The sequence below is a fragment of the Microbacterium sp. AG238 genome, assembly GCF_003610405.1.
In the GTDB taxonomy this organism is placed as follows: Bacteria; Actinomycetota; Actinomycetes; order Actinomycetales; family Microbacteriaceae; genus Microbacterium.
Window position 1 is genome coordinate 532,526 of sequence record NZ_RAQC01000002.1, and the last position, 20,288, is coordinate 552,813.

Annotated in this window: 20 protein-coding genes and 1 tRNA gene; 11 read left to right on the forward strand and 10 right to left on the reverse strand. The window is 68.4% G+C overall.

Annotated features, from left to right (window positions below; genetic code table 11):
* Positions 1–5: 5 nt before the first annotated feature.
* Complete coding sequence (locus tag DEU36_RS14125; RefSeq protein WP_120264952.1) at positions 6–755, forward strand: phosphoglyceromutase; 750 nt, start codon at positions 6–8, stop codon at positions 753–755.
* A gap of 64 nt (positions 756–819) precedes the next feature.
* Here the strand turns inward: DEU36_RS14125 and phoU are convergent, their stop codons facing one another.
* Positions 820–1,506 carry a phosphate signaling complex protein PhoU gene (gene phoU, locus DEU36_RS14130; RefSeq protein ID WP_120264953.1) on the reverse strand — a complete coding sequence of 229 codons (687 nt, stop codon included), beginning with the start codon at positions 1,504–1,506 and terminating at the stop codon, positions 820–822.
* A 171-nt stretch (positions 1,507–1,677) separates the two neighbouring features.
* Between phoU and DEU36_RS14135 the strand changes: the two genes are divergently transcribed.
* Together DEU36_RS14135 and DEU36_RS14140 are read left to right on the forward strand one after the other, a co-directional pair.
* Complete coding sequence (locus DEU36_RS14135) at positions 1,678–2,886, forward strand: cell wall metabolism sensor histidine kinase WalK (protein WP_120264954.1); 1,209 nt, start codon at positions 1,678–1,680, stop codon at positions 2,884–2,886.
* Positions 2,883–3,566, forward strand: coding sequence for a response regulator transcription factor (locus DEU36_RS14140; RefSeq protein WP_120264955.1), 684 nt, complete (start codon positions 2,883–2,885; stop codon positions 3,564–3,566). Before DEU36_RS14135 ends, DEU36_RS14140 begins: the two co-directional genes overlap by 4 nt.
* 131 nt (positions 3,567–3,697) lie before the next feature.
* Here DEU36_RS14140 and DEU36_RS14145 read toward each other — a convergent pair whose 3' ends face one another.
* Positions 3,698–4,213 (reverse strand): DNA modification methylase, encoded by a 516-nt coding sequence (locus DEU36_RS14145; RefSeq protein ID WP_120264956.1) that lies wholly within the window; start codon positions 4,211–4,213, stop codon positions 3,698–3,700.
* Between the two features lie 155 nt (positions 4,214–4,368).
* Here DEU36_RS14145 and DEU36_RS14150 point away from each other — a divergent pair, with 155 nt between their 5' ends.
* Together DEU36_RS14150 and ispD are read left to right on the forward strand one after the other, a co-directional pair.
* Positions 4,369–4,851, forward strand: coding sequence for a CarD family transcriptional regulator (locus DEU36_RS14150; protein ID WP_076690104.1), 483 nt, complete (start codon positions 4,369–4,371; stop codon positions 4,849–4,851).
* 22 nt (positions 4,852–4,873) lie between these two features.
* Positions 4,874–6,055, forward strand: coding sequence for a 2-C-methyl-D-erythritol 4-phosphate cytidylyltransferase (gene ispD / locus DEU36_RS14155; protein WP_120264957.1), 1,182 nt, complete (start codon positions 4,874–4,876; stop codon positions 6,053–6,055).
* Between the two features lie 108 nt (positions 6,056–6,163).
* On the opposite strand, the gene DEU36_RS14160 is transcribed toward ispD, so the two are convergent.
* Positions 6,164–6,658 (reverse strand): GNAT family N-acetyltransferase, encoded by a 495-nt coding sequence (locus DEU36_RS14160; RefSeq protein WP_120264958.1) that lies wholly within the window; start codon positions 6,656–6,658, stop codon positions 6,164–6,166.
* A 1-nt stretch (position 6,659) separates the two neighbouring features.
* Positions 6,660–7,589 carry a DMT family transporter gene (locus DEU36_RS14165; RefSeq protein WP_120264959.1) on the reverse strand — a complete coding sequence of 310 codons (930 nt, stop codon included), beginning with the start codon at positions 7,587–7,589 and terminating at the stop codon, positions 6,660–6,662.
* A 72-nt stretch (positions 7,590–7,661) separates the two neighbouring features.
* Here DEU36_RS14165 and cysS point away from each other — a divergent pair, with 72 nt between their 5' ends.
* The 4 genes from cysS (at position 7,662) to DEU36_RS14185 (ending at position 13,351) form a co-directional block, all read left to right on the forward strand.
* A complete protein-coding gene (gene cysS / locus DEU36_RS14170; protein WP_120264960.1) occupies positions 7,662–9,062 on the forward strand; it encodes a cysteine--tRNA ligase in 1,401 nt (466 codons plus the stop codon).
* Positions 9,055–10,044, forward strand: coding sequence for a 23S rRNA (guanosine(2251)-2'-O)-methyltransferase RlmB (rlmB, locus tag DEU36_RS14175; protein WP_120264961.1), 990 nt, complete (start codon positions 9,055–9,057; stop codon positions 10,042–10,044). Before cysS ends, rlmB begins: the two co-directional genes overlap by 8 nt.
* Before the next feature lie 162 nt (positions 10,045–10,206).
* Positions 10,207–12,657, forward strand: coding sequence for a glycogen/starch/alpha-glucan phosphorylase (locus tag DEU36_RS14180; RefSeq protein WP_396652174.1), 2,451 nt, complete (start codon positions 10,207–10,209; stop codon positions 12,655–12,657).
* Between the two features lie 55 nt (positions 12,658–12,712).
* A complete protein-coding gene (locus tag DEU36_RS14185) occupies positions 12,713–13,351 on the forward strand; it encodes an NAD(P)-dependent oxidoreductase (protein WP_120264962.1) in 639 nt (212 codons plus the stop codon).
* 49 nt (positions 13,352–13,400) lie between these two features.
* On the opposite strand, the gene DEU36_RS14190 is transcribed toward DEU36_RS14185, so the two are convergent.
* Positions 13,401–14,705, reverse strand: a complete 1,305-nt coding sequence (locus DEU36_RS14190; RefSeq protein ID WP_120264963.1) for a DUF4032 domain-containing protein — start codon at positions 14,703–14,705, stop codon at positions 13,401–13,403.
* A gap of 85 nt (positions 14,706–14,790) precedes the next feature.
* Positions 14,791–15,894: an ABC transporter ATP-binding protein gene (locus DEU36_RS14195; protein WP_120264964.1), complete on the reverse strand. Its 1,104-nt coding sequence runs from the start codon at positions 15,892–15,894 to the stop codon at positions 14,791–14,793.
* Between the two features lie 246 nt (positions 15,895–16,140).
* Between DEU36_RS14195 and DEU36_RS14200 the strand changes: the two genes are divergently transcribed.
* Both DEU36_RS14200 and DEU36_RS14205 read left to right on the forward strand, forming a co-directional pair.
* Complete coding sequence (locus tag DEU36_RS14200; RefSeq protein WP_120264965.1) at positions 16,141–17,121, forward strand: thioredoxin domain-containing protein; 981 nt, start codon at positions 16,141–16,143, stop codon at positions 17,119–17,121.
* Between the two features lie 65 nt (positions 17,122–17,186).
* Positions 17,187–17,262: transfer RNA gene (locus tag DEU36_RS14205), tRNA-Thr, on the forward strand.
* Between the two features lie 192 nt (positions 17,263–17,454).
* On the opposite strand, the gene DEU36_RS16355 is transcribed toward DEU36_RS14205, so the two are convergent.
* The 4 genes from DEU36_RS16355 to DEU36_RS14220 all read right to left on the reverse strand — a co-directional run bounded on the left by DEU36_RS16355 (position 17,455) and on the right by DEU36_RS14220 (position 20,258).
* Positions 17,455–17,583: a hypothetical protein gene (locus tag DEU36_RS16355; protein WP_259455387.1), complete on the reverse strand. Its 129-nt coding sequence runs from the start codon at positions 17,581–17,583 to the stop codon at positions 17,455–17,457.
* Between the two features lie 52 nt (positions 17,584–17,635).
* Positions 17,636–18,592, reverse strand: coding sequence for a hypothetical protein (locus DEU36_RS14210; RefSeq protein WP_120264966.1), 957 nt, complete (start codon positions 18,590–18,592; stop codon positions 17,636–17,638).
* 95 nt (positions 18,593–18,687) lie between these two features.
* Complete coding sequence (locus DEU36_RS14215) at positions 18,688–19,848, reverse strand: site-specific integrase (protein WP_183045409.1); 1,161 nt, start codon at positions 19,846–19,848, stop codon at positions 18,688–18,690.
* Positions 19,848–20,258, reverse strand: coding sequence for an ImmA/IrrE family metallo-endopeptidase (locus tag DEU36_RS14220; RefSeq protein ID WP_183045410.1), 411 nt, complete (start codon positions 20,256–20,258; stop codon positions 19,848–19,850). Before DEU36_RS14220 ends, DEU36_RS14215 begins: the two co-directional genes overlap by 1 nt.
* Positions 20,259–20,288 lie beyond the last annotated feature (30 nt).

Here is a 20,288-nt window from a genome sequence, read left to right on the forward strand (position 1 = left end):
GGAGTATGAGTGCGCCGTACACGCTGATCCTCCTCCGCCACGGGCAGAGCGAGTGGAACAAGTCCAACCAGTTCACCGGCTGGGTCGATGTCCGACTGACCGACCAGGGCAAGGCCGAGGCCCAGCGCGGCGGTGAGCTGCTCGCCGAGGCCGGCCTGCTGCCCGACGTCCTCTACACGTCCGTCCTCAGCCGTGCCATCCAGACCGCTCAGATCGCGCTCGACGCCGCCGATCGCCTGTGGATCCCGGTCAAGCGGTCGTGGCGCCTGAACGAGCGTCACTACGGAGCGCTGCAGGGCAAGGACAAGGCGCAGACGCTCGCCGAGTTCGGCAACGAGCAGTTCATGTTGTGGCGCCGCTCGTTCGACGTTCCGCCGCCGCCCCTCGCCGACGACGACCAGTACAGCCAGGTCAACGACCCGCGCTACGTCGGCATCGACGGCGAGGTGCCCCGCACCGAATCGCTCAAGCTCGTCATCGACCGTCTGCTGCCGTACTGGGAGTCCGACATCGCCGCCGACCTGCGCGACGGCAAGACCGTGCTCGTCACCGCTCACGGCAACTCGCTCCGCGCTCTCGTCAAGCAGCTCGAGGGCATCAGCGACGACGACATCGCCGAGCTGAACATCCCGACCGGCATCCCGCTGGTCTACAAGCTCGACGAGAACCTGAAGCCGCTCGGGCCGGGCGAGTACCTCGACCCCGAGGCCGCCGCCGCCGGCGCCGCAGCCGTGGCCAATCAGGGCAAGGCGTAAGCACGACACGTACGAGGGGGCGGTGCCGATCGGCACCGCCCCCTCGTCGTCGATCGGATGTCGGTCAGAGACCGTTCTCGTTCACGATGACGTTGATCGTTTCGGTGTCGGGACGCCATTCGCCCGTGGCGAGGTAGGCCACGCGCTTGCCCACCGTCACTGCGTGATCGGCGAAGCGCTCGTGGTAGCGGCTGGCGAGCGTTGCATCGACGGTCGCCGCCGCCTCGCCCTGCCAGTTCTCGCTGAGGACCTTCTCGAAGACGCTCAGGTGGAGGTCGTCGAGCCGGTCGTCGAGACCACGCAGCGTCTCGACGAGCGCGAGGTCCTCGGAGCGCAGCAGCTCGGTCAGCGTACGCGCGACCTCGACGTCGATCTCGCCCATCTTGGTGAAGGTGCTCTTCAAGCCCTTCGGGATCGCGCGCTCGGGAAAGCGCATGCGCGTCAGCTGCGCGATGTGCTCGGCGATGTCGCCCATGCGCTCCAGCGACGCGCTCGTGCGCAGCGCTGAGACGACGATGCGCAGGTCGCGGGCGACCGGCTGCTGACGCGCGAGGATCTCGATGGCGAGCTCGTCGATCGCGATGGCCTTGTCGTCGATGACGGCATCCGCGTCGATGACCTCTTCGGCGAGGGTGATGTCGCTCGTGCCGAATGCACGCGTGGCCTTCTCGATCGCGACGGTCACCAGCTCGGAGATCTCGACCAGGCGGGTCTGGACGTCCTCGAGGGACTGGTGGAAGACTTCGCGCATCGGAGCACCTTTCCTTCTTGCGGAGACAGCACGACGCCGTACTCACGGCGACGCGATTGTCGCTCGACAAGGTTAACGAACGGTGCCGAGGCGATGAACATCAGTCCGAGTCGGGGTAGGAACGGCCCGGACGCGATGGGAGGGCGGCGTGCCACGTCTTAATCTGAAGGAATGAATCCGACGCAGCTCGCGCTGGTCGCCCTTCTCGCGGGCGCGTTCGTCGGCCTTCTCATCAGCGCTGTGGCCTTCCTCGCCTGGCGTGCGCGCGCCCAAGCGCAGGAGCAGGCCGACGGCGATCTCCCGGCGGGCGCGCGCGACGTGCTCGCGGCACTCGATGAAGCCGCGCTGATCGTCGACGCGTCGTTCACCATCGTGGCCACGTCTCCCTCCGCCGAGCTGTTCGGGCTCTTCGAGGGCGAGACGGTCCCCGGCGACGAGTTGCGCGAGCTGCTGCGGTCCTCCCGCGGCGTGCCGCACTCCGAGACGGGCACGCTCAAGCTGCGTCGCGGGGTGGCTCCCGCGGAGCCGCGGCTGATCGTCGCGCGCGCGAGCAGCATCACCCCCCGGTTCACGCTGGTGCTCGTGCGCGACATCACCGAGCGGGAGCGGCTCGCGGAGATGCGACGCGACTTCGTGGCGAACACGAGCCACGAGCTGAAGACGCCGGTCGGAGCCGTCACCCTGCTCGCCGAGGCGATCGAGTCGGCGGCCGACGACCCCGAGCAGGTGCGCTCGTTCGCCAGCCGGCTCAGTGCCGAGGCGATGCGGCTCGGGAACCTCACCTCGCGCATCATGAGCCTGTCGCGGCTGCAGTCCTCCGACGAGCTGACCGAACTGCGGGATGTCGCCATCGACGAGGTCGTGACGTCGGCGATCGAGACGCACGCGATCGCTGCCGAGTCGGCGGGCGTCGCGCTCGTGCGGGGCGGCGATCGCGGCCTGTACGTGCGCGGCGACGTGCAGGTGCTGAGCGAAGCGGTCGGCAACCTCATCGCGAACGCCATCGTGTACTCGCCGCCCGCCAGTCAGGTCGGCGTGGGCATCCGGGGCACGGACGACACGGTCGAGATCGCGGTGACCGATCGCGGCATCGGCATCCCCGAGAGCGAGCAGCAGCGTGTCTTCGAGCGCTTCTACCGCGCCGACTATGCCCGCTCGCGGCGCACGGGCGGCACCGGGCTCGGGCTCGCGATCGTCAAGCACGCCGTGCAGCGCCACGGCGGCGAGGTCCAGCTGTGGTCGCGCCCCGGTCGTGGCTCGACGTTCACGATCCGCCTGCCCGCGATCGCCGCCCCCGACGGTGCGGCGACGGCCCCGCGCAAGACCAGAAAGAAGATCGGCCGGGCGCTGCCCGCCCGACCCAAGGGAGACCCATCATGACCCGTGTCCTGCTCGTGGAGGATGAGCCCGACCTCGCTGACCCCCTGGCGTATCTGCTGCGGCGGGAGGGTTTCGAGGTAGAGATCGCCGAGGACGGGCCCGCCGCGCTCGAGGCGTTCCAGTCGCGCGGAGCCGACATCGTGCTGCTCGACCTCATGCTGCCCGGGATGCCGGGAACCGAGGTCTGCCGCATCATCCGGACCACCTCGAAGACGCCCATCATCATGCTCACCGCCAAGGACTCCGAGGTGGACATCGTGGTGGGGCTCGAGCTCGGTGCCGACGACTACGTCACGAAGCCCTACTCGTCGCGCGAGCTGCTCGCACGGATGCGCGCTGTGCTGCGCCGGGCCGCGACAGCCGATGTCGACGTGGATGAGCGTGTCCTCGCCGGCGGCCGGGTCACGATCGACCTCGACCGCCACACGGTGGCCGTCGACGGCGGCGAGATCAATATGCCGTTGAAGGAGTTCGAGCTGCTCGAGGTGCTCATGCGCAACGCGGGCCGTGTGATGACCCGTGGCCAGCTGATCGACCGCGTGTGGGGGAGCGACTACTTCGGCGACACGAAGACGCTCGACGTGCACATCAAGCGCATCCGCTCGCGCATCGAGACCGATCCGGGGCGACCGTCGATGCTGCTCACCGTACGCGGACTCGGCTACCGCTTCGAGGGCTGACGACGCGCGAACTTCGGAGGGTGACGCGGCTCTCGGAGGAATCTGCGCCAACGGTCCGAGGTCCGCGACGTACTCCGAAGTTCGTGCGCCCCACATCCGGCGGGAAGCGGGAAGTCAGAGGCGCCGAGTCGTCACGGGGTCGGCGTGGCCGACGGCGTGGGAGTGGCCGACGGGGTCGGCGCCTCGCGCGGGACGTACTCGGTGTAGTACGGGAGCGTGCCGTCGAGGACCGGGACGTCGATGAGAACGCCCTCGGCGTCGCCCGACTGGAACGCCATCGGCAGCGTCGCGCCGGGCTGGGTGTCGATGCCGTCGAGCAGGATCGGCTCGTTGCCGTCGACACCGAGGCTGATGCTGTCGCGGGCCGGAACCTCGAGGGTCGTGGTGACGCCGCCGAACCCGAAGATGAGTGTGTGGTCGTCATCGGTGGGGTTGACGATGGCGGCGAGGAAGTTGCCCGAGGTGCCGGACTCGTCGGCGATGACCATCGCGTTGCGCACGTCGAGCGGGCCCGACGGCGGGATGTTCACGCCGTCGGAGGCGGAGAAGTCGATGGTCGTCGCCTGCGGCGAGATCATGCTGCAGCCGGTGGCTCCCAGGGTCAGGGCGGCGCCCACGGCAATCGAGGCGACGATTCGCAGTTTCACGGATCCTCCAGGCAGGCAGACAGCGACCTCAGCAGTCTAAACGGTGACGGGGGTCGCGCGCCGACACCGCCGGGATGCCGCCGGGCACAAGCGGCGGCAAACCTTACTGTATGCCCCCTGTGTTATCCTGGATGTTGCCGAAGGGATATAACTCCATGCTTTTTGAGGTTGGCGAAACCGTCGTCTACCCCCACCACGGGGCAGCCACGATCATCGAGGTCAAGGACCGGATCATCAAGGGCGAGACGAAGAAATACCTGAAGCTCAACGTCACCCAGGGAGACCTCATCATCGAGGTCCCGGCTGACAACGTCGATCTGGTCGGCGTTCGCGACGTCATCGGCAAGGACGGGCTCGAGCGTGTGTTCGACGTCCTGCGTGCTCCTTTCACCGAAGAGCCGACCAACTGGTCGCGCCGGTACAAGGCCAACCTCGAGAAGCTCGCCTCGGGCGATGTCATCAAGGTGAGCGAGGTCGTCCGCGACCTGTGGCGTCGCGACCAGGATCGTGGTCTGTCCGCAGGTGAGAAGCGCATGCTCGCGAAGGCGCGTCAGATCCTCGTGTCAGAGATCGCGCTCGCGCTCAAGGCCGACGAGGAGCACGCTTCGGGCGTCCTCGACGAGGTCCTCGCTTCCTGAGGCCGAGTCGGCATCCGCTGCCGTGGGCATCATCCCCGTTCCGCGCGTCGCGGTCATCGTGGTCGCCGCCGGCTCCGGAACGCGACTCGCTGCCGGAGCGCCGAAGGCGTTCGTCGGCATCGACGAGCACTCGATCCTGAGGCACGCTCTCGAGGGGGTGGTCGCCGCGCCGACTGCCCAGGTCGTGATCGTCGCGCCGCACGGGCGTGCGGGCGACGCGCAGACCGAAGCCGAGGCGGCATTCGGTGAACGCGCCGATCTGGTCACGGTCGTCGTCGGTGGCGACACACGTCAGCAGTCGGTCGCCGCAGGCTTGGGCGCGCTCTGGGCTGACGTCGAGATCGTGCTCGTCCACGACGCTGCTCGTGCCCTGACGCCGCCGGAGGTCTTCGAACGGGTGATCGCCGAGGTCGAGAGGACCGGTGCCGGCGTAGTGCCCGTCCGCCCCGTCGTCGACACGCTCAAACGCGTGACCGGCCGGGTGGTCGATGAAGCCGTCGATCGCGCCCCGCTCGTCGCGGCACAGACGCCGCAGGGCTTTCCGCGTGCGCTCCTCGAAGCGGTGTATGCCGGGGCGACCGAGGAACACACCGACGACACCGCACTGTTCGCCGCCGCCGGTCACTCTGTGCACACCGTGGCCGGTGACGACCTGTCGTTCAAGATCACCACTCCGGCCGACCTCGACCGGGCGCGTCACCTTCTTCGGCCCGCCGCGCACACGGCATCCGTCCTGCCCCTCGTCGGCATCGGTACCGATGTCCACGCGTTCGGCGGCGACGGAGCGCTGCGTCTGGCGGGATTGGAATGGCCCGGCGAACCGGGGCTGCGTGGGCACTCCGACGGCGACGCCGTCGCTCATGCCATCGTCGACGCGGTGCTGGCCGCCGCAGGTCTCGGAGACATCGGCACGAATTTCGGGGTCGATCGTCCCGAATACGCGGGTGCCTCGGGGGTCGTGTTCCTCCGTCGCGTGCGCGAGCTCGTCGCCGAGGCCGGCTTCGCGATCGGAAACGTCTCGGTGCAGGTGCAGGCCAATCGGCCGCGGTTCGCCTCGCGCCGTGCCGAGGCCGAGGCGCTGCTGACGCAAGCACTCGGGGCGCCGGTCTCCGTCGCCGCGACGACGACTGACGGCCTCGGGTTCACCGGCGCCGGCGAAGGCGTCTCGGCCACCGCGGTCGCGCTCGTGCACCGCATCCGCTGACCTCTCAGCCGGCGGCCTGGCCCGAGTGGGGCGCACTTTCACGTGTGAGGCGCGGTTCAAGCTGCGCCTGATGCCTCGAACTGCGCCCGACGGCGACCGCGTTGCGGCTCAGAGCGCAGCGGGGCCGGGCGAGGGCGCGAGGTCGCGCGTCATGAAGACCGACAGCGGGTCGGGGGAGTAGTCGCCGAAGGGCGGGCAGTACGAGAAGCCGGCGCTCTCGTACAGACGCCGTGCCGCGACGAAATCGGGGCCCGCCCCGGTCTCGAGCCAGAGCGATCGGATGCCGGCTTGCCGTGCCTCGCGTCCGAGATGCACGAGCATCGCGCGCCCCAGCCCGCGCCCCAGGAACGCATCGGCGACCCGCATCGACTTGAGCTCGGCACGATCGGAGTCGAAGGTCTTGAACGCGCCGACGGCGGCGATCTCATCGCCGATCCAGGCCGAGTACACCTGGACCGACGGATGCTGCAGCTCCCCGAGGTCGAGTGCGTGCACGCTCTCGACGGGCGTGTTGGCGAGCATCCCGGCCAGGTGCGCGGCGATGAGACCCCGTGTCGCCTCGCCGGTCAGGTCGTCGCGCACCATCGTGAGGGAATGCGTCATGTCAGGCCTCCAGAGGCGTCGGGGCGGGGTTTCGGCGAGACCGCGAGGTGACGGCGAGCAGCACCAGCCCGGCGGCCAGTACCGCAAGCCCCACCAGCGCCAACGGGGCGAGGCGTTCGCCGAGCATGAGCACGCCCAGCAGGCTCGCGGTCAGCGGCTCGGCGAGGGTGAGGGTGGCGGCAGTCGCCGCACTCAAGCCGCCCAGTCCCCACGTGAACAGGGCGTACGCGAGCGCGACCGTCGCGATGCCGAGCCAGAGGGCCATCGTCCAGCCCCGCGGGTCGGTCAGCCAGCCCATGTCGGTGAAGGGAACCATCGCGGCGCCGCAGACCGCCGCTCCGGCGCCCATCGCGCCCGAGACGGTGAACGCGTCCCAGCCTCCGGAGATCAACCGCCGTTGGGCGTTCGCGATCACGGCGAACGACGCGCCCGCCCCGACCGACCCCATCACGCCGAGGCCGTCGGCTCCTGCCGAGCCGCCTCCCGCGATGGCGAGCAGCGCCACTCCTGCGGTGGCCAGCGCCGTCGCGGTCATCCACGACGTGGTCGGCCGTCGCCGGGTGAGCGCCCACTCCAGCAGGCCGGCGAGCACGGGTGCGGAGCCGAGAGCGATCACCGTTCCCACGGCGACACCGTTGCGGGCCGTGCCGAGGAAGAACAGCGGTTGATACAGCGCGAGGCACAGCCCGGTCACGATCATCAGCGCGACGGCCCGCGGACCGCCGGCCGGGCGGATGCCGTCACGCGCGAGGCGCGTGCGCTGTCGGCGCGCTCCGATCGCCAGGCCGACGACCGCGAGGGCCGTTCCTCCGACGATGAGACGAGCGGCTCCGACGCCCAGCGGCGTCGTGTCCCCGGGCCCGAGTGCCTGCGCGGTGCCGGTGGTGCCGAACAGCACCGCCGCGACGAGGACGGCGATCACAGACAGCACCCTCCAGTTCTACCGTGTCGGCGAGCGTGCGCATGCCACGGCGGCGCGGCGCCCCGCCGGTAGGCTGGTGCAGTGACCGTTCGCCTCTACGACACCCGCGCGCAGGCGCTGCGTGATTTCGCGCCCCGCGACCCGTCGAACGTCACGGTCTACGTCTGCGGTCCGACGGTGCAGTCGGGCCCGCACATCGGTCATGTGCGGGCAGCCGTCGGGTTCGACATCCTGCGCCGTTGGCTCGAGCACCGTCACGGGCGTGTGACGTTCGTGCGCAACGTGACCGACATCGACGACAAGATCCTCGCGAACGCGACGGACACGGAGCCCTGGTGGGCGCTGGCGTATCGGATCGAGCTCGAGTTCACGCGTGCTTACGCGGCTGTCGGGGTGCTGCCCCCCACGTACGAGCCGCGCGCGACGGCGTCCGTTCCGCAGATGATCGAGCTCATCGAGACTTTGATCGAACGCGGTCACGCCTACGCGGCGCCCGACGGTTCGGGCGACGTGTACTTCGACGTGCGCTCGTGGCCCGAGTACGGGTCGCTGACGCGCCAGTCGCTCGATGCGATGGAGGCCGCGACCGACGCCGATCCGCGGGGCAAGCGGGATCCTCGCGACTTCGCACTGTGGAAGGCCGCGAAGCCCGAGGAGCCGTCGGATGCCGGCTGGAGCTCGCCCTGGGGGACGGGCCGTCCCGGATGGCACATCGAGTGCTCGGCGATGAGCCGGCGCTACCTCGGCGGCGAGTTCGACATCCACGGCGGCGGCCTCGACCTGCGCTTCCCGCACCACGAGAACGAGCTGGCGCAGTCGACCGCAGCGGGCGACGCCTTCGCCCGGTACTGGGTGCACAACGGCCTCGTGACCGTCGGCGATCAGAAGATGTCGAAGTCGCTCGGCAACTTCCTGCTCGCCGACGACGTGCTGCGTGAGCGTGACCCTCAGGTGGTGCGGTACGCCCTCGGAGCGGCTCACTACCGATCCAGCCTCGACCTGACGCCCGCGAGCTTCGACGAAGCGGAGGCTGCCCTCGGGCGCATCCAGTCGTTCCTGCAACGCGCCGACCGCGTCGTGCCCGATGCGTCGGTCGCTCCCGGCGAGCTGCCCGCCGCCTTCGCGGCGGCGATGGACGACGATCTCGCCGTGCCGCAGGCCCTGGCCGTGCTCCATGAGACCGTGCGCGCGGGAAACTCCGCTCTCGATGAGGGCGACCGCGAGGCGGCCATGGCCGCCGTCGCCGCCGTCTCGGGGATGCTGCGCGTCCTGGGGCTGGACGCCGCCGACCGAACGCACGGCGACGACGCCGGAACCATCGCCCTCGATGCGCTCGTGCGCACGATGATCGACCAGCGCGCCGAGGCGCGCGCCAGCAAGGACTGGGCGACAGCCGACCGTATCCGCGACGCGATCGCGGCGGCCGGCATCGTCCTCGAAGACGGTCCCGAGGGGACCCATTGGAGTGTGAACCGTGGCTAAGCCAGGAAACCCGTCCGCCGGACGCGGCAAGAAGAAGGGGCCCACGAAGGGCACCGGTGGGAAGAACCGCCGCTCGCTCGAGGGGCGCGGCCCGACTCCGAAGGCGGAGGATCGCGCCTGGCACCCCGCCGGCAAGCGGAAGGCCGCCCAGGAGCGCTACGTCGCCGCAGGCGGCAAGCCGCAGCAGCGCCAGGGCAGCTCGAACCGGTCGCCGAAGTCGAAGTCGGGTGACGACACCGAGACCGTCACGGGCCGCAACAGCGTGCTCGAGGCACTGCGCGCCAAGATCCCCGCGACGGCCTTCTACATCGCGCAGCGCGTCGAGATGGACGACCGCGTCAAGGAGATGCTGTCGATCGCGACGAACCGCGGCATCCCGGTGCTCGAGGTCACCCGTCAGGAGCTCGACCGTATGGCCGGCTTCGACGGCGTGCACCAGGGCGTGGCGATCAAGGTGCCCCCGTACGAATACGGCCACCCGCAGGATCTGCTCGAGGAGGTCATCGACTCGGGTGAGACTCCGCTGTTCGTCGCCCTCGACGGCGTCACCGACCCGCGCAACCTCGGCGCGATTATGCGTTCGGCGGCGGCCTTCGGCAGCCAGGGCGTCATCGTCCCGCAGCGTCGCTCGGCCGGCGTCAACTCCGCGGCGTGGAAGACGAGCGCCGGCGCGGCCGCGCGTATCCCGGTCGTGATCGCGCCGAACCTGACGACAACGCTCAAGGAGTTCAAGAAGCAGGGCGTCTTCGTGCTCGGCCTCGACGGCGGGGGCGACGTCGAGCTGCCCTCGCTGCAACTCGCCGACCGCCCGGTGGTCATCGTCGTGGGTTCGGAGGGCAAGGGGCTCTCGCGCCTGGTGACCGAGACGTGCGACCAGGTCGTCTCGATCCCGATCTCGTCGGCGACAGAGTCGCTGAACGCCGGGATCGCGGCATCCGTCGCGCTCTACCAGGTCGCCACGATCCGCGCGGCCCAGGAGTGATCGGCAGGTCGCGCCGGGCTGTGACCGGGCGATGACCTTCCTGTAAATTCCGCTCGGTTCATGGCCGGTGGCCCGACGCGATCGCGGTCGACCGGGTAGTTTCGAACCGTGAGCGAGAACGACAAGACCTCCGATTCCCGCACGGCCGTTGCGACGCACCCGCTGGCGCTCGCGCCGGTGGCCTCGCCTCCGGCGACGGTCGACGGCTTCGTGCGCGAGTTCCTGCTGAATCTCAACATGGAACGCGGCGTCGCGCTCTCGTCGGCCACCGAGACCGACAAGTACATGGCGCTGGCCGCGACCGTGCGCGACTACCTCGTGGCGCGGTGGCTCGAGGACCAGCGTCGTCAGCGCGAAGACCAGCGCAAGGCCGTGTGCTACCTGTCGGCGGAGTATCTCCTCGGCCGCCAGCTCGACAACAACCTGCTTGCCGCCGGACTCACCGAGATCGCCACCGAAGCGCTCGCCGCGTGCGGGATCGACATCGACACGATGCGCGGGCACGAGGTCGAGCCGGGGCTGGGCAATGGTGGCCTGGGGCGGCTCGCCGCGTGCTTCGTCGACTCGCTCGCGACCCTCAGCGTTCCGAGCATCGGCTACGGCATCCGGTACGAGTACGGCATCTTCCGCCAGGTCTTCCGCAACGGCGAGCAGATCGAGAAGCCGGACGCCTGGCTCGCGCTCGGGTCGCCCTGGGAATTCCGCCACCCGGAGGCGGCGCAGACCGTGTCGTTCGGCGGTCACACCGAGACCTACGACGACGAGGGCGTCATCCGCAGCCGCTGGGTGCCGGCCTGGAGCGTCCGCGCCGTGCCCTACAACTACATGGTGCCCGGCTACCAGAACGGGCGGGTGAACACCCTCCGCCTGTGGAGCGCGGAGGCGACGAAGGCATTCGATCTCCGCACCTTCAACAGCGGCGACTACGTCGAGGCGGTGCGCGCGCAGACCTTCGCCGAGAACATCTCGAAGGTCCTCTACCCCGAAGACTCCACGCCGCAGGGCAAGGAGCTGCGGCTCCAGCAGCAGTACTTCTTCGTCGCGGCATCCATCGCCGACTACATGACGAAGGTGCTGCCCGACGACTTCGTGATCGAGGATCTGCCCGACCGCGTGATCTTCCAGCTCAACGACACGCACCCCGTCATCGCGGTCCCCGAGATGATGCGCGTTCTCGTCGACGAGCGGAAGCTCGACTGGGATGCCGCGTGGGCGATCACCCAGAAGTGCTTCGCCTACACCTGCCACACGCTGCTGCCGGAGGCGCTCGAGGTCTGGTCGGTCGATCTGCTGGGACGGCTGCTGCCGCGGCATCTCGAGATCATCTACCGCATCAACGACGAGTTCCTGCTGCGTGTGCGCGAGCGGTTCGGCGACGACGAGCAGCGCCTGCGCGACATGTCGATCGTGTCCGAGCACCGCGCGGTGCGCATGGCCTACCTCGCCACGGTCGCCGGTGCGAAGGTCAACGGCGTCGCCGAGTTGCACTCGCAGCTGCTGCGCGAGAAGGTGCTGCATCAGTTCGACGAGATGATGCCCGAGAAGTTCACGAACGTGACGAACGGGGTGACCCCGCGCCGCTTCATGCGTCTGGCGAACCCCGAGCTGTCGGATCTCATCACCGAAGCCCTCGGCACGGGCTGGCTCACGGACTTGGAGCGGCTCCGCGAGCTCGAGTCGTACGCGGAAGACCCGGACTTCCGTGCCGCGTTCGCCGACGTCAAGGCGTCGAACAAGCGTCGCCTGAACGACGTGCTGATGAAGCGCGACGGATTCCAGATCGCCGACGATCACCTGCTCGACGTCATGGTCAAGCGGCTGCACGAGTACAAGCGCCAGACCCTCAAGCTGCTCCACATCGTCACGCTCTATGAGCGGGTCGTGTCGGGCCGGGTCGCGGCATCCGATCTGCAGCCGCGCACGTTCATCTTCGGGGCCAAGGCGGCCCCGGGGTACGCGATGGCCAAGCGCGTCATCCACCTCATCAACGCCGTGGGCTCGGTCGTCAACAACGACCCGCGTCTCGAGGGGCGGCTCAAGGTCGTCTTCCCGCCGAACTACAACGTCACCCTCGCCGAACGGGTGATTCCCGCGGCCGACCTGTCGGAGCAGATCTCGCTCGCCGGCAAGGAGGCCTCGGGCACGGGAAACATGAAGTTCGCCCTGAACGGGGCGCTCACCATCGGCACCGACGACGGCGCGAATGTCGAGATCCGCGAGCTCGTCGGAGACGACAACTTCTTCCTGTTCGGCATGAGCGAGCCCGAGGTCGAAGAGCTCTGGGCCGCGGGGTACCGTCCGGGGGAGTTCGCCCAGGCCGACGAGGAGCTGCGTCGCGCGCTCGACCTCATCGGCTCCGGGGCATTCTCGGACGGCGACCGCTCGACCTTCGAGCCCGTCGTGTCGAACCTGCTCTACGACGACCGCTTCATGGTGCTCGCGGACTACACGTCGTACATCGCCGCTCAGGAGCGGGTGGATGCCGCCTACGCCGACCGCGACGCCTGGACCCGATCGGCCATCCTGAACGTCGCCCGAACGGGCTTCTTCTCGTCGGACCGCTCGATCCGCGACTACATCGACCGCATCTGGCACACGCAGCCCGCTCGCTGATCGGCCGCATGCGCGGGCCCGTGCCCGCGCTCGACACCCAATGGAGGAAACAGTCATGGCACGCATCGCCGTCATCGGAGGCACCGGATACGCCGGCAGCCACATCGTCGAGGAGGCCGTCTCGCGCGGCCACACCGTCGTCTCCGTCGCCCGCAAGGTTCCCGCCGAGCGCGTCGAGGGTGCGACCTACCTGGAGGGGACGCTGCTCGACGTGCCCGCCCTCGTTTCGCAGCTGGAAGGGGTCGACGTCGTGGTCTCGGCCGTGGCACCGCGCGGTGACATGCAGGGTCAGGTGCGCCCCAACACGGCGCTACTGGCCGAGAGCCTGCCCGAGAACGTGCGTCTCGGCGTCGTCGGCGGCGCGGGCGGCAGCCTGGTCGCGCCGGGCGGCCCGCGTCTGGTCGACAGCGGCTTCCCCGAAGAGTTCAAGGACGAGGCGCTCGAAGCCATCGGCATCCTCGACGACCTGCAGGCCGACGACAGTGGCCGCGATTGGTTCTTCATCCACCCCGCGGGTGGTTTCGGCTCGTTCAACCCGGGTGAGCGCACCGGACACTACCGTGACGGCGGCGACGTCCTCGTGACCGACGAGAACGGCGATTCGTTCATCTCGGGCGCCGACTTCGCCATCGCCGTCGTCGATGAGATCGAGAACCCGAAGCACATCCGCGAGCGCTTCACCGTCGGTTACTGACGCGCGGCACGGTCCGCGGGCGTGACCCGCGGGCCGTGCCGGTGGACGTTCAGACCAGGTCGCGCCAGTCGACCTCGGTGTCGTCGTCGTCGACCGGGACCGCGTCGGTGATGGTCGGTACCGACATCGTCTCGGTCATCGGACCCATCACCGTCGCCTCGTCGCGGCGGTGACGGAGCACGTTCTCGACGTACGACGACAGGACCTCGGCCAGCGGCACCGAGCGGCCCTCGGTCTGCGACAGATACCAGCGGTGCTCGAGCACCTGATGGAACAGCTCCGCAGGCTCGAGCTTGGCCCGCAGGTCCCACGGCACCGACAGCACGACGGGCTCGAACACGCGGGTCAGCCACTCATGCGCGACCATCTCCTCGTTCGATCCGAGTCGTGACACGCGTGCGCTGAACTCGTCGAGGTCGTTGAGCAGACGCCGAGCCTGGTTCTCTTCGACATCCAGTCCCGTCAGTCGGAGCAGACGCCGCTGGTGGTGGCCGGCGTCGACGACCTTCGGCTGGATCGACACGCGCGTGCCGTCGGCTGCGGCGTCGATCGACATCTCGCCGATGTCGAAGCCGAGCGAGTTGAGCTTCTGAACGCGCTCGGTGATGCGCCACGACTCATTCGCCGAGAACGTCTCCTGGTCGGTGAGCGCCGCCCACAGCGAGTGGTACGACGACATGATGCCGTCGGCCACGGCGATCGCGTCGACGCCGCCCTCGAGGCGTCCGCCGGCTTCGAGGTCCATGATCTCGCCGGCGATGTTCGTGCGGGCGATGTCGAGGTCGTGCATGCGCTGACCGCGTGTGAGGCCGCGCTCGTGAAGCTCACCGGTCTCGGCGTCGACGAGGTAGGCGGCGAACGCACCCGCATCGCGACGGAAGAGAGTGTTCGACAGCGAGACGTCGCCCCAGAAGAAGCCGACGTTGTGCAGGCGCACGAGGAGGACGGCGAGGGCGTCCACGAGACGCGTCGCGGTGTCGGGACGCAGCACCTGGGTGAACAGGGCCCGGTAGGGGAGCGAGAACTTCAGGTGCGCCGTCACGAGCGCCGCAGGCAGCTCTTCGCCGTTCTTGTCACGGCGGCCGTCGATGACCGCGACGCGCTCGACGCAGGGCACGTCGAGGCGTTGCAGCGAACCGAGCATCTCGTACTCTCGCCGAGCCATCGCCGCCGTGGTCTCCTTGATCGCCACGACTCGTCCGGAGAGGTTCGCGAAACGCACGAGGTGGCGCGAGATGCCCTTGGGCAGGTAGACGATGTCGGGCGTCGACCAGTCGGCGAGGGTCGTCGACCAGGGGAGGGCGAGCAGACCCGGGTCGACACTGCTGGCGGTGATCGAGAGCGAAGCGGTCACGGGGTCTCCGATCGGATGTGAGGCGCAAAGACTGCGGCGCGGGCGACCAGAGGCCACCCGCGCCGCAGCGTACGAAGATACCGGATCAGGCCGAAGCGATGGCCTTGTCGGTCAGACGCTCACCGGTCTCGCCGTCGAACACGTGGATGTGTCCGGTGACGGGAGCCAGCACGACCCGGTCGCCGGCGTTCGGGTGACGGCGGCCATCGACGCGCGCGACGATGTCGGTGCGCTTGCCGTTGATGTCGGTGTGGCCGTAGAGGTAACCGTCAGCACCGAGCTCCTCGACCAGGTCGACGTCGACGGTCAGACCCTGGCCGTCCTCGGGGTTGACGATGATGTCCTCGGGGCGGACGCCGATGGTGACCGTCGAACCGTGAGCCTTGCCGAGGGTGTCGGCCTCGATGGCCGCGACCTTCGTGCCGAACTGCACGCCGCCCTCGGCGAGCGAAGCCGAGAACAGGTTCATGGCGGGCGAGCCGATGAAGCCGGCGACGAAGACGTTGTTGGGCTTCTCGTACAGGTCGCGCGGGGTGCCGACCTGCTGCAGGACGCCGTCCTTCAGGACCGCGATGCGGTCGCCCATGGTGAGGGCCTCGGTCTGGTCGTGGGTGACGTACACCGTGGTGACGCCGAGGCTGCGCTGCAGCGAGGCGATCTGGGTGCGCGTCTGCACGCGGAGCTTGGCGTCGAGGTTCGACAGCGGCTCGTCCATGAGGAAGACCTGGGGCTTGCGGACGATGGCGCGACCCATCGCGACGCGCTGACGCTGACCACCCGAGAGGGCCTTCGGCTTGCGGGTCAGGTACTCCTCGAGGTCGAGGAGCTTGGCGGCCTCGAGCACGCGCTGAGCGCGCTCTTCCTTGCCGACGCCGGCGATCTTGAGCGCGAAGCCCATGTTCTCGGCGACCGTCATGTGCGGGTACAGCGCGTAGTTCTGGAAGACCATCGCGATGTCGCGGTCCTTCGGGGGCACGTCGGTGACGTCGCGCTCACCGATGCGGATGCTGCCCGAGTTGACCTCTTCGAGGCCGGCGAGCATGCGCAGCGAGGTGGACTTTCCACAACCCGAGGGGCCGACCAGGACGAGGAACTCGCCGTCGCCCACTTCGAGGTTGAGCTTGTCGACCGCGGGGCGCGTGCCACCGGGGTACAGACGGGTTGCGTTGTCGAAAGTGACAGTCGCCATCGTTTCTTCTCCTTCACCGGCAGGTACGTGCCGGACGATCCGTTGTGAATGGAACGGGGTCGCCCCCGTACGCCCTTCATCGGGCGCGATCTCAGTATGGCACGGGCGCGAGTGTGCCGGAGACAACGCGATCGGGCCGGTGCTCTGGGCTTTCCCAGGCTGGCTGATTACCATCGAATCACTCGTGAAGCCCGTCGCGAGCGCCGCCAACTCGGCCCTGATCCTTTCTCTGTTCCCCGAGGTTCCATGTCTTCTGACGACACCCCTGACGCACCTGAAACGCCGGCAGTCACCGACCGCCGCGAGGCGGTGCGTGAGAAGGCGCTCCAGGTTCACAGCCGGCAGTCGCGTGCGCGCATCGCACGTCGCTCGGGTCTGGGAGTGCTGGCCGTCGGGATCGTGGCGGCAGCGGCCGTCGCCGTCACCTGGACGGTCTCGAGCGCCGGCAGCAAGCCGCAGCTCGAGCCGGCGACCGCGTCGGGCGACGGCTTCGTCGTCGCCGATGTCGTCAACACGTCGGTCTCGACCGACATCGCCGCCCAGACCGACGCGTCTGCGCCGGCAGAGGCCGCCCCGGATGCCGCGGCCGCGACTCCCGCGGAAGGGCTTCCCGCCCCGACGAGCACGGCGACCCCGCCCGTCGAGATCCGCGTCTACGTCGACTACCTCTCGGCCGGCGCGCGCGAGTGGCAGGTCGCCAACGCTCAGCAGCTCACCTCCTGGGTCGACGACGGCGCCGTCACCCTCAGCTACTACCCGGTGGCGATGCTGACGGCGAAGTCGAACGGCACGAAGTACTCGCTCCGCGCGGCCAGCGCCGCCGCCTGCGTGGCGACGAACGCCCCCGACGCCTTCTTCGCGTTCAACAACGAACTCCTCACGCGTCAGCCCGAGGTCGACACCGACGGCTACTCCGACACCGAGCTCGCCAACATGGCGCAGGCCTCCGGGGTCGACTCGACCCGCGTCGTCCGCGACTGCATCGAGTCGGGCTCATACGCCGCGTGGGCGAAGTCGGCGACCGAGCGGGCCGTGGCCGGCATCCCCGACACCAACGGGCTCTCGCTCACCGGCACGCCGATGGTGCTCGTCAACGGCAAGCAGTACATCGGCGATCTGAGCGACCCGGCAGAGTTCTCGCAGTTTGTCCTGACGACCGCGAGTGACGCGTACTACAAGTCGGCACCCACCCCCACCCCGACGCCGACCGAGGCGCCCGCGTCCTGACGGCCGGCGCTCGAGGCTGCCGGAGTTTCTGAGCGGCCCGCGTCCGTCGGTAGACTGGACGCCTTGCCGACTTGGCGCAATTGGTAGCGCACCGTACTTGTAATACGGGGGTTACGGGTTCGAGTCCCGTAGTCGGCTCCAAAAAGTCCAGATCAGCGGTAAGAAATGGCCCGGATGCGCATACGCGGATCCGGGCCATTCGCCGTTTACTCGCCGTTTTGAGGCTAGTGAGGGCCATTGCACGAGTTGCGTCATGCGGCCTTCGGTGGACTTGACGACGTACGCCTCGGCCCGCTCGCTGAGGTGAGCGGGCCGAGGCGTACGCGCGCCGCGTCAGTGCGTGCGCATCCGCGAGATCTGGAAGGCTGCCAGAAGTGTTGGCACCAGAACGAGGTACGGCGATGTCGCCTCGAGGATCGAGCCGAGCAGTAGAAGCACGATCGACACGATGCAGATGAACACGAGCGCGAGACGACGTGCGAGTTCTGCATCAACCTGCGGGAATCGTCTCGACTTAGTTGTCGGCATCCCTTTCGCCTCGCTTCGTCCGCCGGACCTCGAGAACGGTCCAGTCCTTGCTGGTGTTCTTGCCTGGCTCCTTCGACACCACTTCGAGGATCTTCAGCCAGAAGATGTCACCCTTGTGGATAGCTTCGCCACGATCGACGCGGAGAAGGAACTCTCTGTCGTCGATTCTAGCCTGGCGGGTACCTTCCTTGGTCGTTTCTACGCGCCACTTGTCGGGGCTGTCGAAGTCGATGCTCCGCAGTACGGCCTCTGTCTCAAACACCCTCTCCCGCTCGAACGCCTCGACGGGCTCGGTGCTGGCAGCTAGGTAGTCGCCGGCGCGCGCCGTCGCCGCCGCGGGCTCGCTCAGAATCTCCGGCGTGGGCTCCGAGACGGAAGCCGACCGTACCTCGAGCTTCTCGGCATCCTTCCCCAGCGGTGACATCAGCTTCCGCAACGCGGTTCGCGTCGGGCGCTTCATCTCATTGAGCTTCGACCACGTCGCCGTAGTGATCTGTGTGGTGGTCTGATCCGGCCAAGTGAGCAGGACCTCACCGTTCTGCAGCATTTCCGCACGTTCCGGCTTCTCGCTACGCAGACGCCGGAGGCCGACGCCGATCGCATTGGTAATCGCTTTGCCTGCTGCGGTGCCCAGCTCCTTTGCCATCGCGCCGCCGGCAATCGCGGCGCCGGTCGCGCCGGCCCCGGTGAGCGGGTTCTCCGCCAGCCAGACGAGAGCCTCCAGGACGAACGATCCTTGCTTTGGTACTCGGATTCGGATCTCCGGAGCGGGGCCATCACCGAACTCGCCCGACTTGGCCAGCTCGCGACTGAACTCAAGCAGCCCCTCGAGAACTTCTGCCAGATCCTGTGCGCTGATGTCTCGAACGTTGTCGTCCGCATCGGCGAATCGAAGCTGGACCACCCCGTTCTCGATCTGGCTTCTGTCTCGCGTGATGATCACAACGCCCCCTGCGTCTCTATTAGCAAATGCTCATCCAACGTAGTGGATAGCTGAGTGAAGATTTGTTCCTGGAGCGTTTCCACCCGCGAATGGGCTCACGTGAATAGCTTTGAAAGAACGCCTGCGGTCGCTGGCCCACGGTGGACCTCATCCGCGTAGTGGGCCTCCGTGGTCTTCTTGTCCTCGTGCCCGAGCTGCTCCTTCGCTGCCTCGATGCCGAGCGCGTCGCGCACCACCGTCGCGACCGTCTTGCGGAAGCTCTTGGGAGTGACGCCCGCGTAAGGCGTGCTGGCGAGAGCGGCGCGCCAGCTCGTGCGGTAGTTGGGGGGCAGTCGGAGCGTGCCGACCGCCGAGGGGAACACGAACTCGCTATGGGAGTCGACGCGGCGCCGCAGCAGCATCTCGACGACCTCGGCGGGCAGCTCGAGCTCGCGGTATCCCGCGTCGGTCTTGGTGAACTCCTGGACGAAGAATCGCTCGTTTCGGTCCTGTCCCACGGTGCGCCGGATGGTTACGAGTCGCTCGGTGAGGTTCACCGCGTCCCATTTCAGCGCTAGCAGTTCGCCGGTGCGCATGCCGGTGCCGATGATCATGTCGGTTGTGTCGAGGAGGGCGCTTGCGCGGGGGAGCCGGCGTCGGCGGTCGCCCTCGGGGCGTGGCTCGGTGCCGGCGTCCCACTCGGCGAATCGGGCGCGGATGCCGCGGACGACCGTGACGTCAGGTGCGGCCGCGCGGCGGACTCGCTTTGGTCGCTCGGGTTTGGGGACGTCGATCATCGGATTGGTGCGGACGGCGCCGTGTCGTGCTGCGAGGGCGAACATCCCACGCAGCACGACGTGAACGGTGGAAGCGATGCCGTGTCCGGATGATGAGGCGACGGCGATGATGAAGCGGTCGAGTTTGGGGACTGTCGCTTCCTGCAGTCGGACGGAGCCGAGCCCGCGGTCGATGTGTTTGATCGCGTTCCTGTAGGTGCGGATCGAGCCTTCGGCCAGGCGGCCTCGTGAGTCGATCCACTTCACCGCGAGCTCGGAGATCGTCGTCGCTGACGTGAGGTCTTCGCTGGACGGTGCGAGCCGCGCCTTCAACGCGCGGATCAGGTTGCGTTCCGCTTCGGCCGGCGTCCGGCCATCCCGCTGCATTCGACGGGTGATGCCGTCGGAGTCGCGGTAGTTGGCGACTGCGGTGGGCTTGCCGCCGATTGTGGTGCGTCGGATCTTTCCCCAGGTCTCAAGTTCGAGGGGTGGGCGGGCCATCAGTGGACCGTCTCTCGGTGCTGCCACATACCGGCGCCCATGCGTGGGCGGTGGTAGACGGTGTCGCCGAATCGGGTGAGGGTGCGCTGGAAGGCTTCTACTAGGTCGACGGTGACGTCTAGCTCGAGCGCGATTGCGTCGGTGTGGCCGGAGTGGATGGACTCCGCGAGCTTGTACTCGTCGATGTCGATGAGGCGGAGTGCGGCCCATTCGTCGGCGCGTTGTTCCATCTTCGCGTTGATGAGGCCGAAGTGGGCTGGTTCGTCGCCGAACACTGCGTGTGCGCATTCGTGTGCGAGGACGGAGCGGTGCAGCCGCCGGGGCATGCCGGGTTGGAGACGGATCAGGCGTCGGTGGTGCAGGTATTCGCCGTCTCGGTCGTCTGCGAGTGGTGTGTAGCGGACGCTCACTCCGAGATCTTGGATGGTCTGGCGGATGTG

Bases quoted from the DNA above. Each gene is read 5' to 3' on its own strand.
- DEU36_RS14125 (WP_120264952.1), top strand. From the start codon at position 6: ATGAGTGCGCCGTACACGCTGATCCTCCTCCGCCACGGGCAGAGCGAG.
- phoU (WP_120264953.1), bottom strand. From the start codon at position 1,506: ATGCGCGAAGTCTTCCACCAGTCCCTCGAGGACGTCCAGACCCGCCTG.
- DEU36_RS14135 (WP_120264954.1), top strand. From the start codon at position 1,678: ATGAATCCGACGCAGCTCGCGCTGGTCGCCCTTCTCGCGGGCGCGTTC.
- DEU36_RS14140 (WP_120264955.1), top strand. From the start codon at position 2,883: ATGACCCGTGTCCTGCTCGTGGAGGATGAGCCCGACCTCGCTGACCCC.
- DEU36_RS14150 (WP_076690104.1), top strand. From the start codon at position 4,369: ATGCTTTTTGAGGTTGGCGAAACCGTCGTCTACCCCCACCACGGGGCA.
- DEU36_RS14160 (WP_120264958.1), bottom strand. From the start codon at position 6,658: ATGACGCATTCCCTCACGATGGTGCGCGACGACCTGACCGGCGAGGCG.
- DEU36_RS14185 (WP_120264962.1), top strand. From the start codon at position 12,713: ATGGCACGCATCGCCGTCATCGGAGGCACCGGATACGCCGGCAGCCAC.
- DEU36_RS14195 (WP_120264964.1), bottom strand. From the start codon at position 15,894: ATGGCGACTGTCACTTTCGACAACGCAACCCGTCTGTACCCCGGTGGC.
- DEU36_RS14200 (WP_120264965.1), top strand. From the start codon at position 16,141: ATGTCTTCTGACGACACCCCTGACGCACCTGAAACGCCGGCAGTCACC.
- DEU36_RS14215 (WP_183045409.1), bottom strand. From the start codon at position 19,848: ATGGCCCGCCCACCCCTCGAACTTGAGACCTGGGGAAAGATCCGACGC.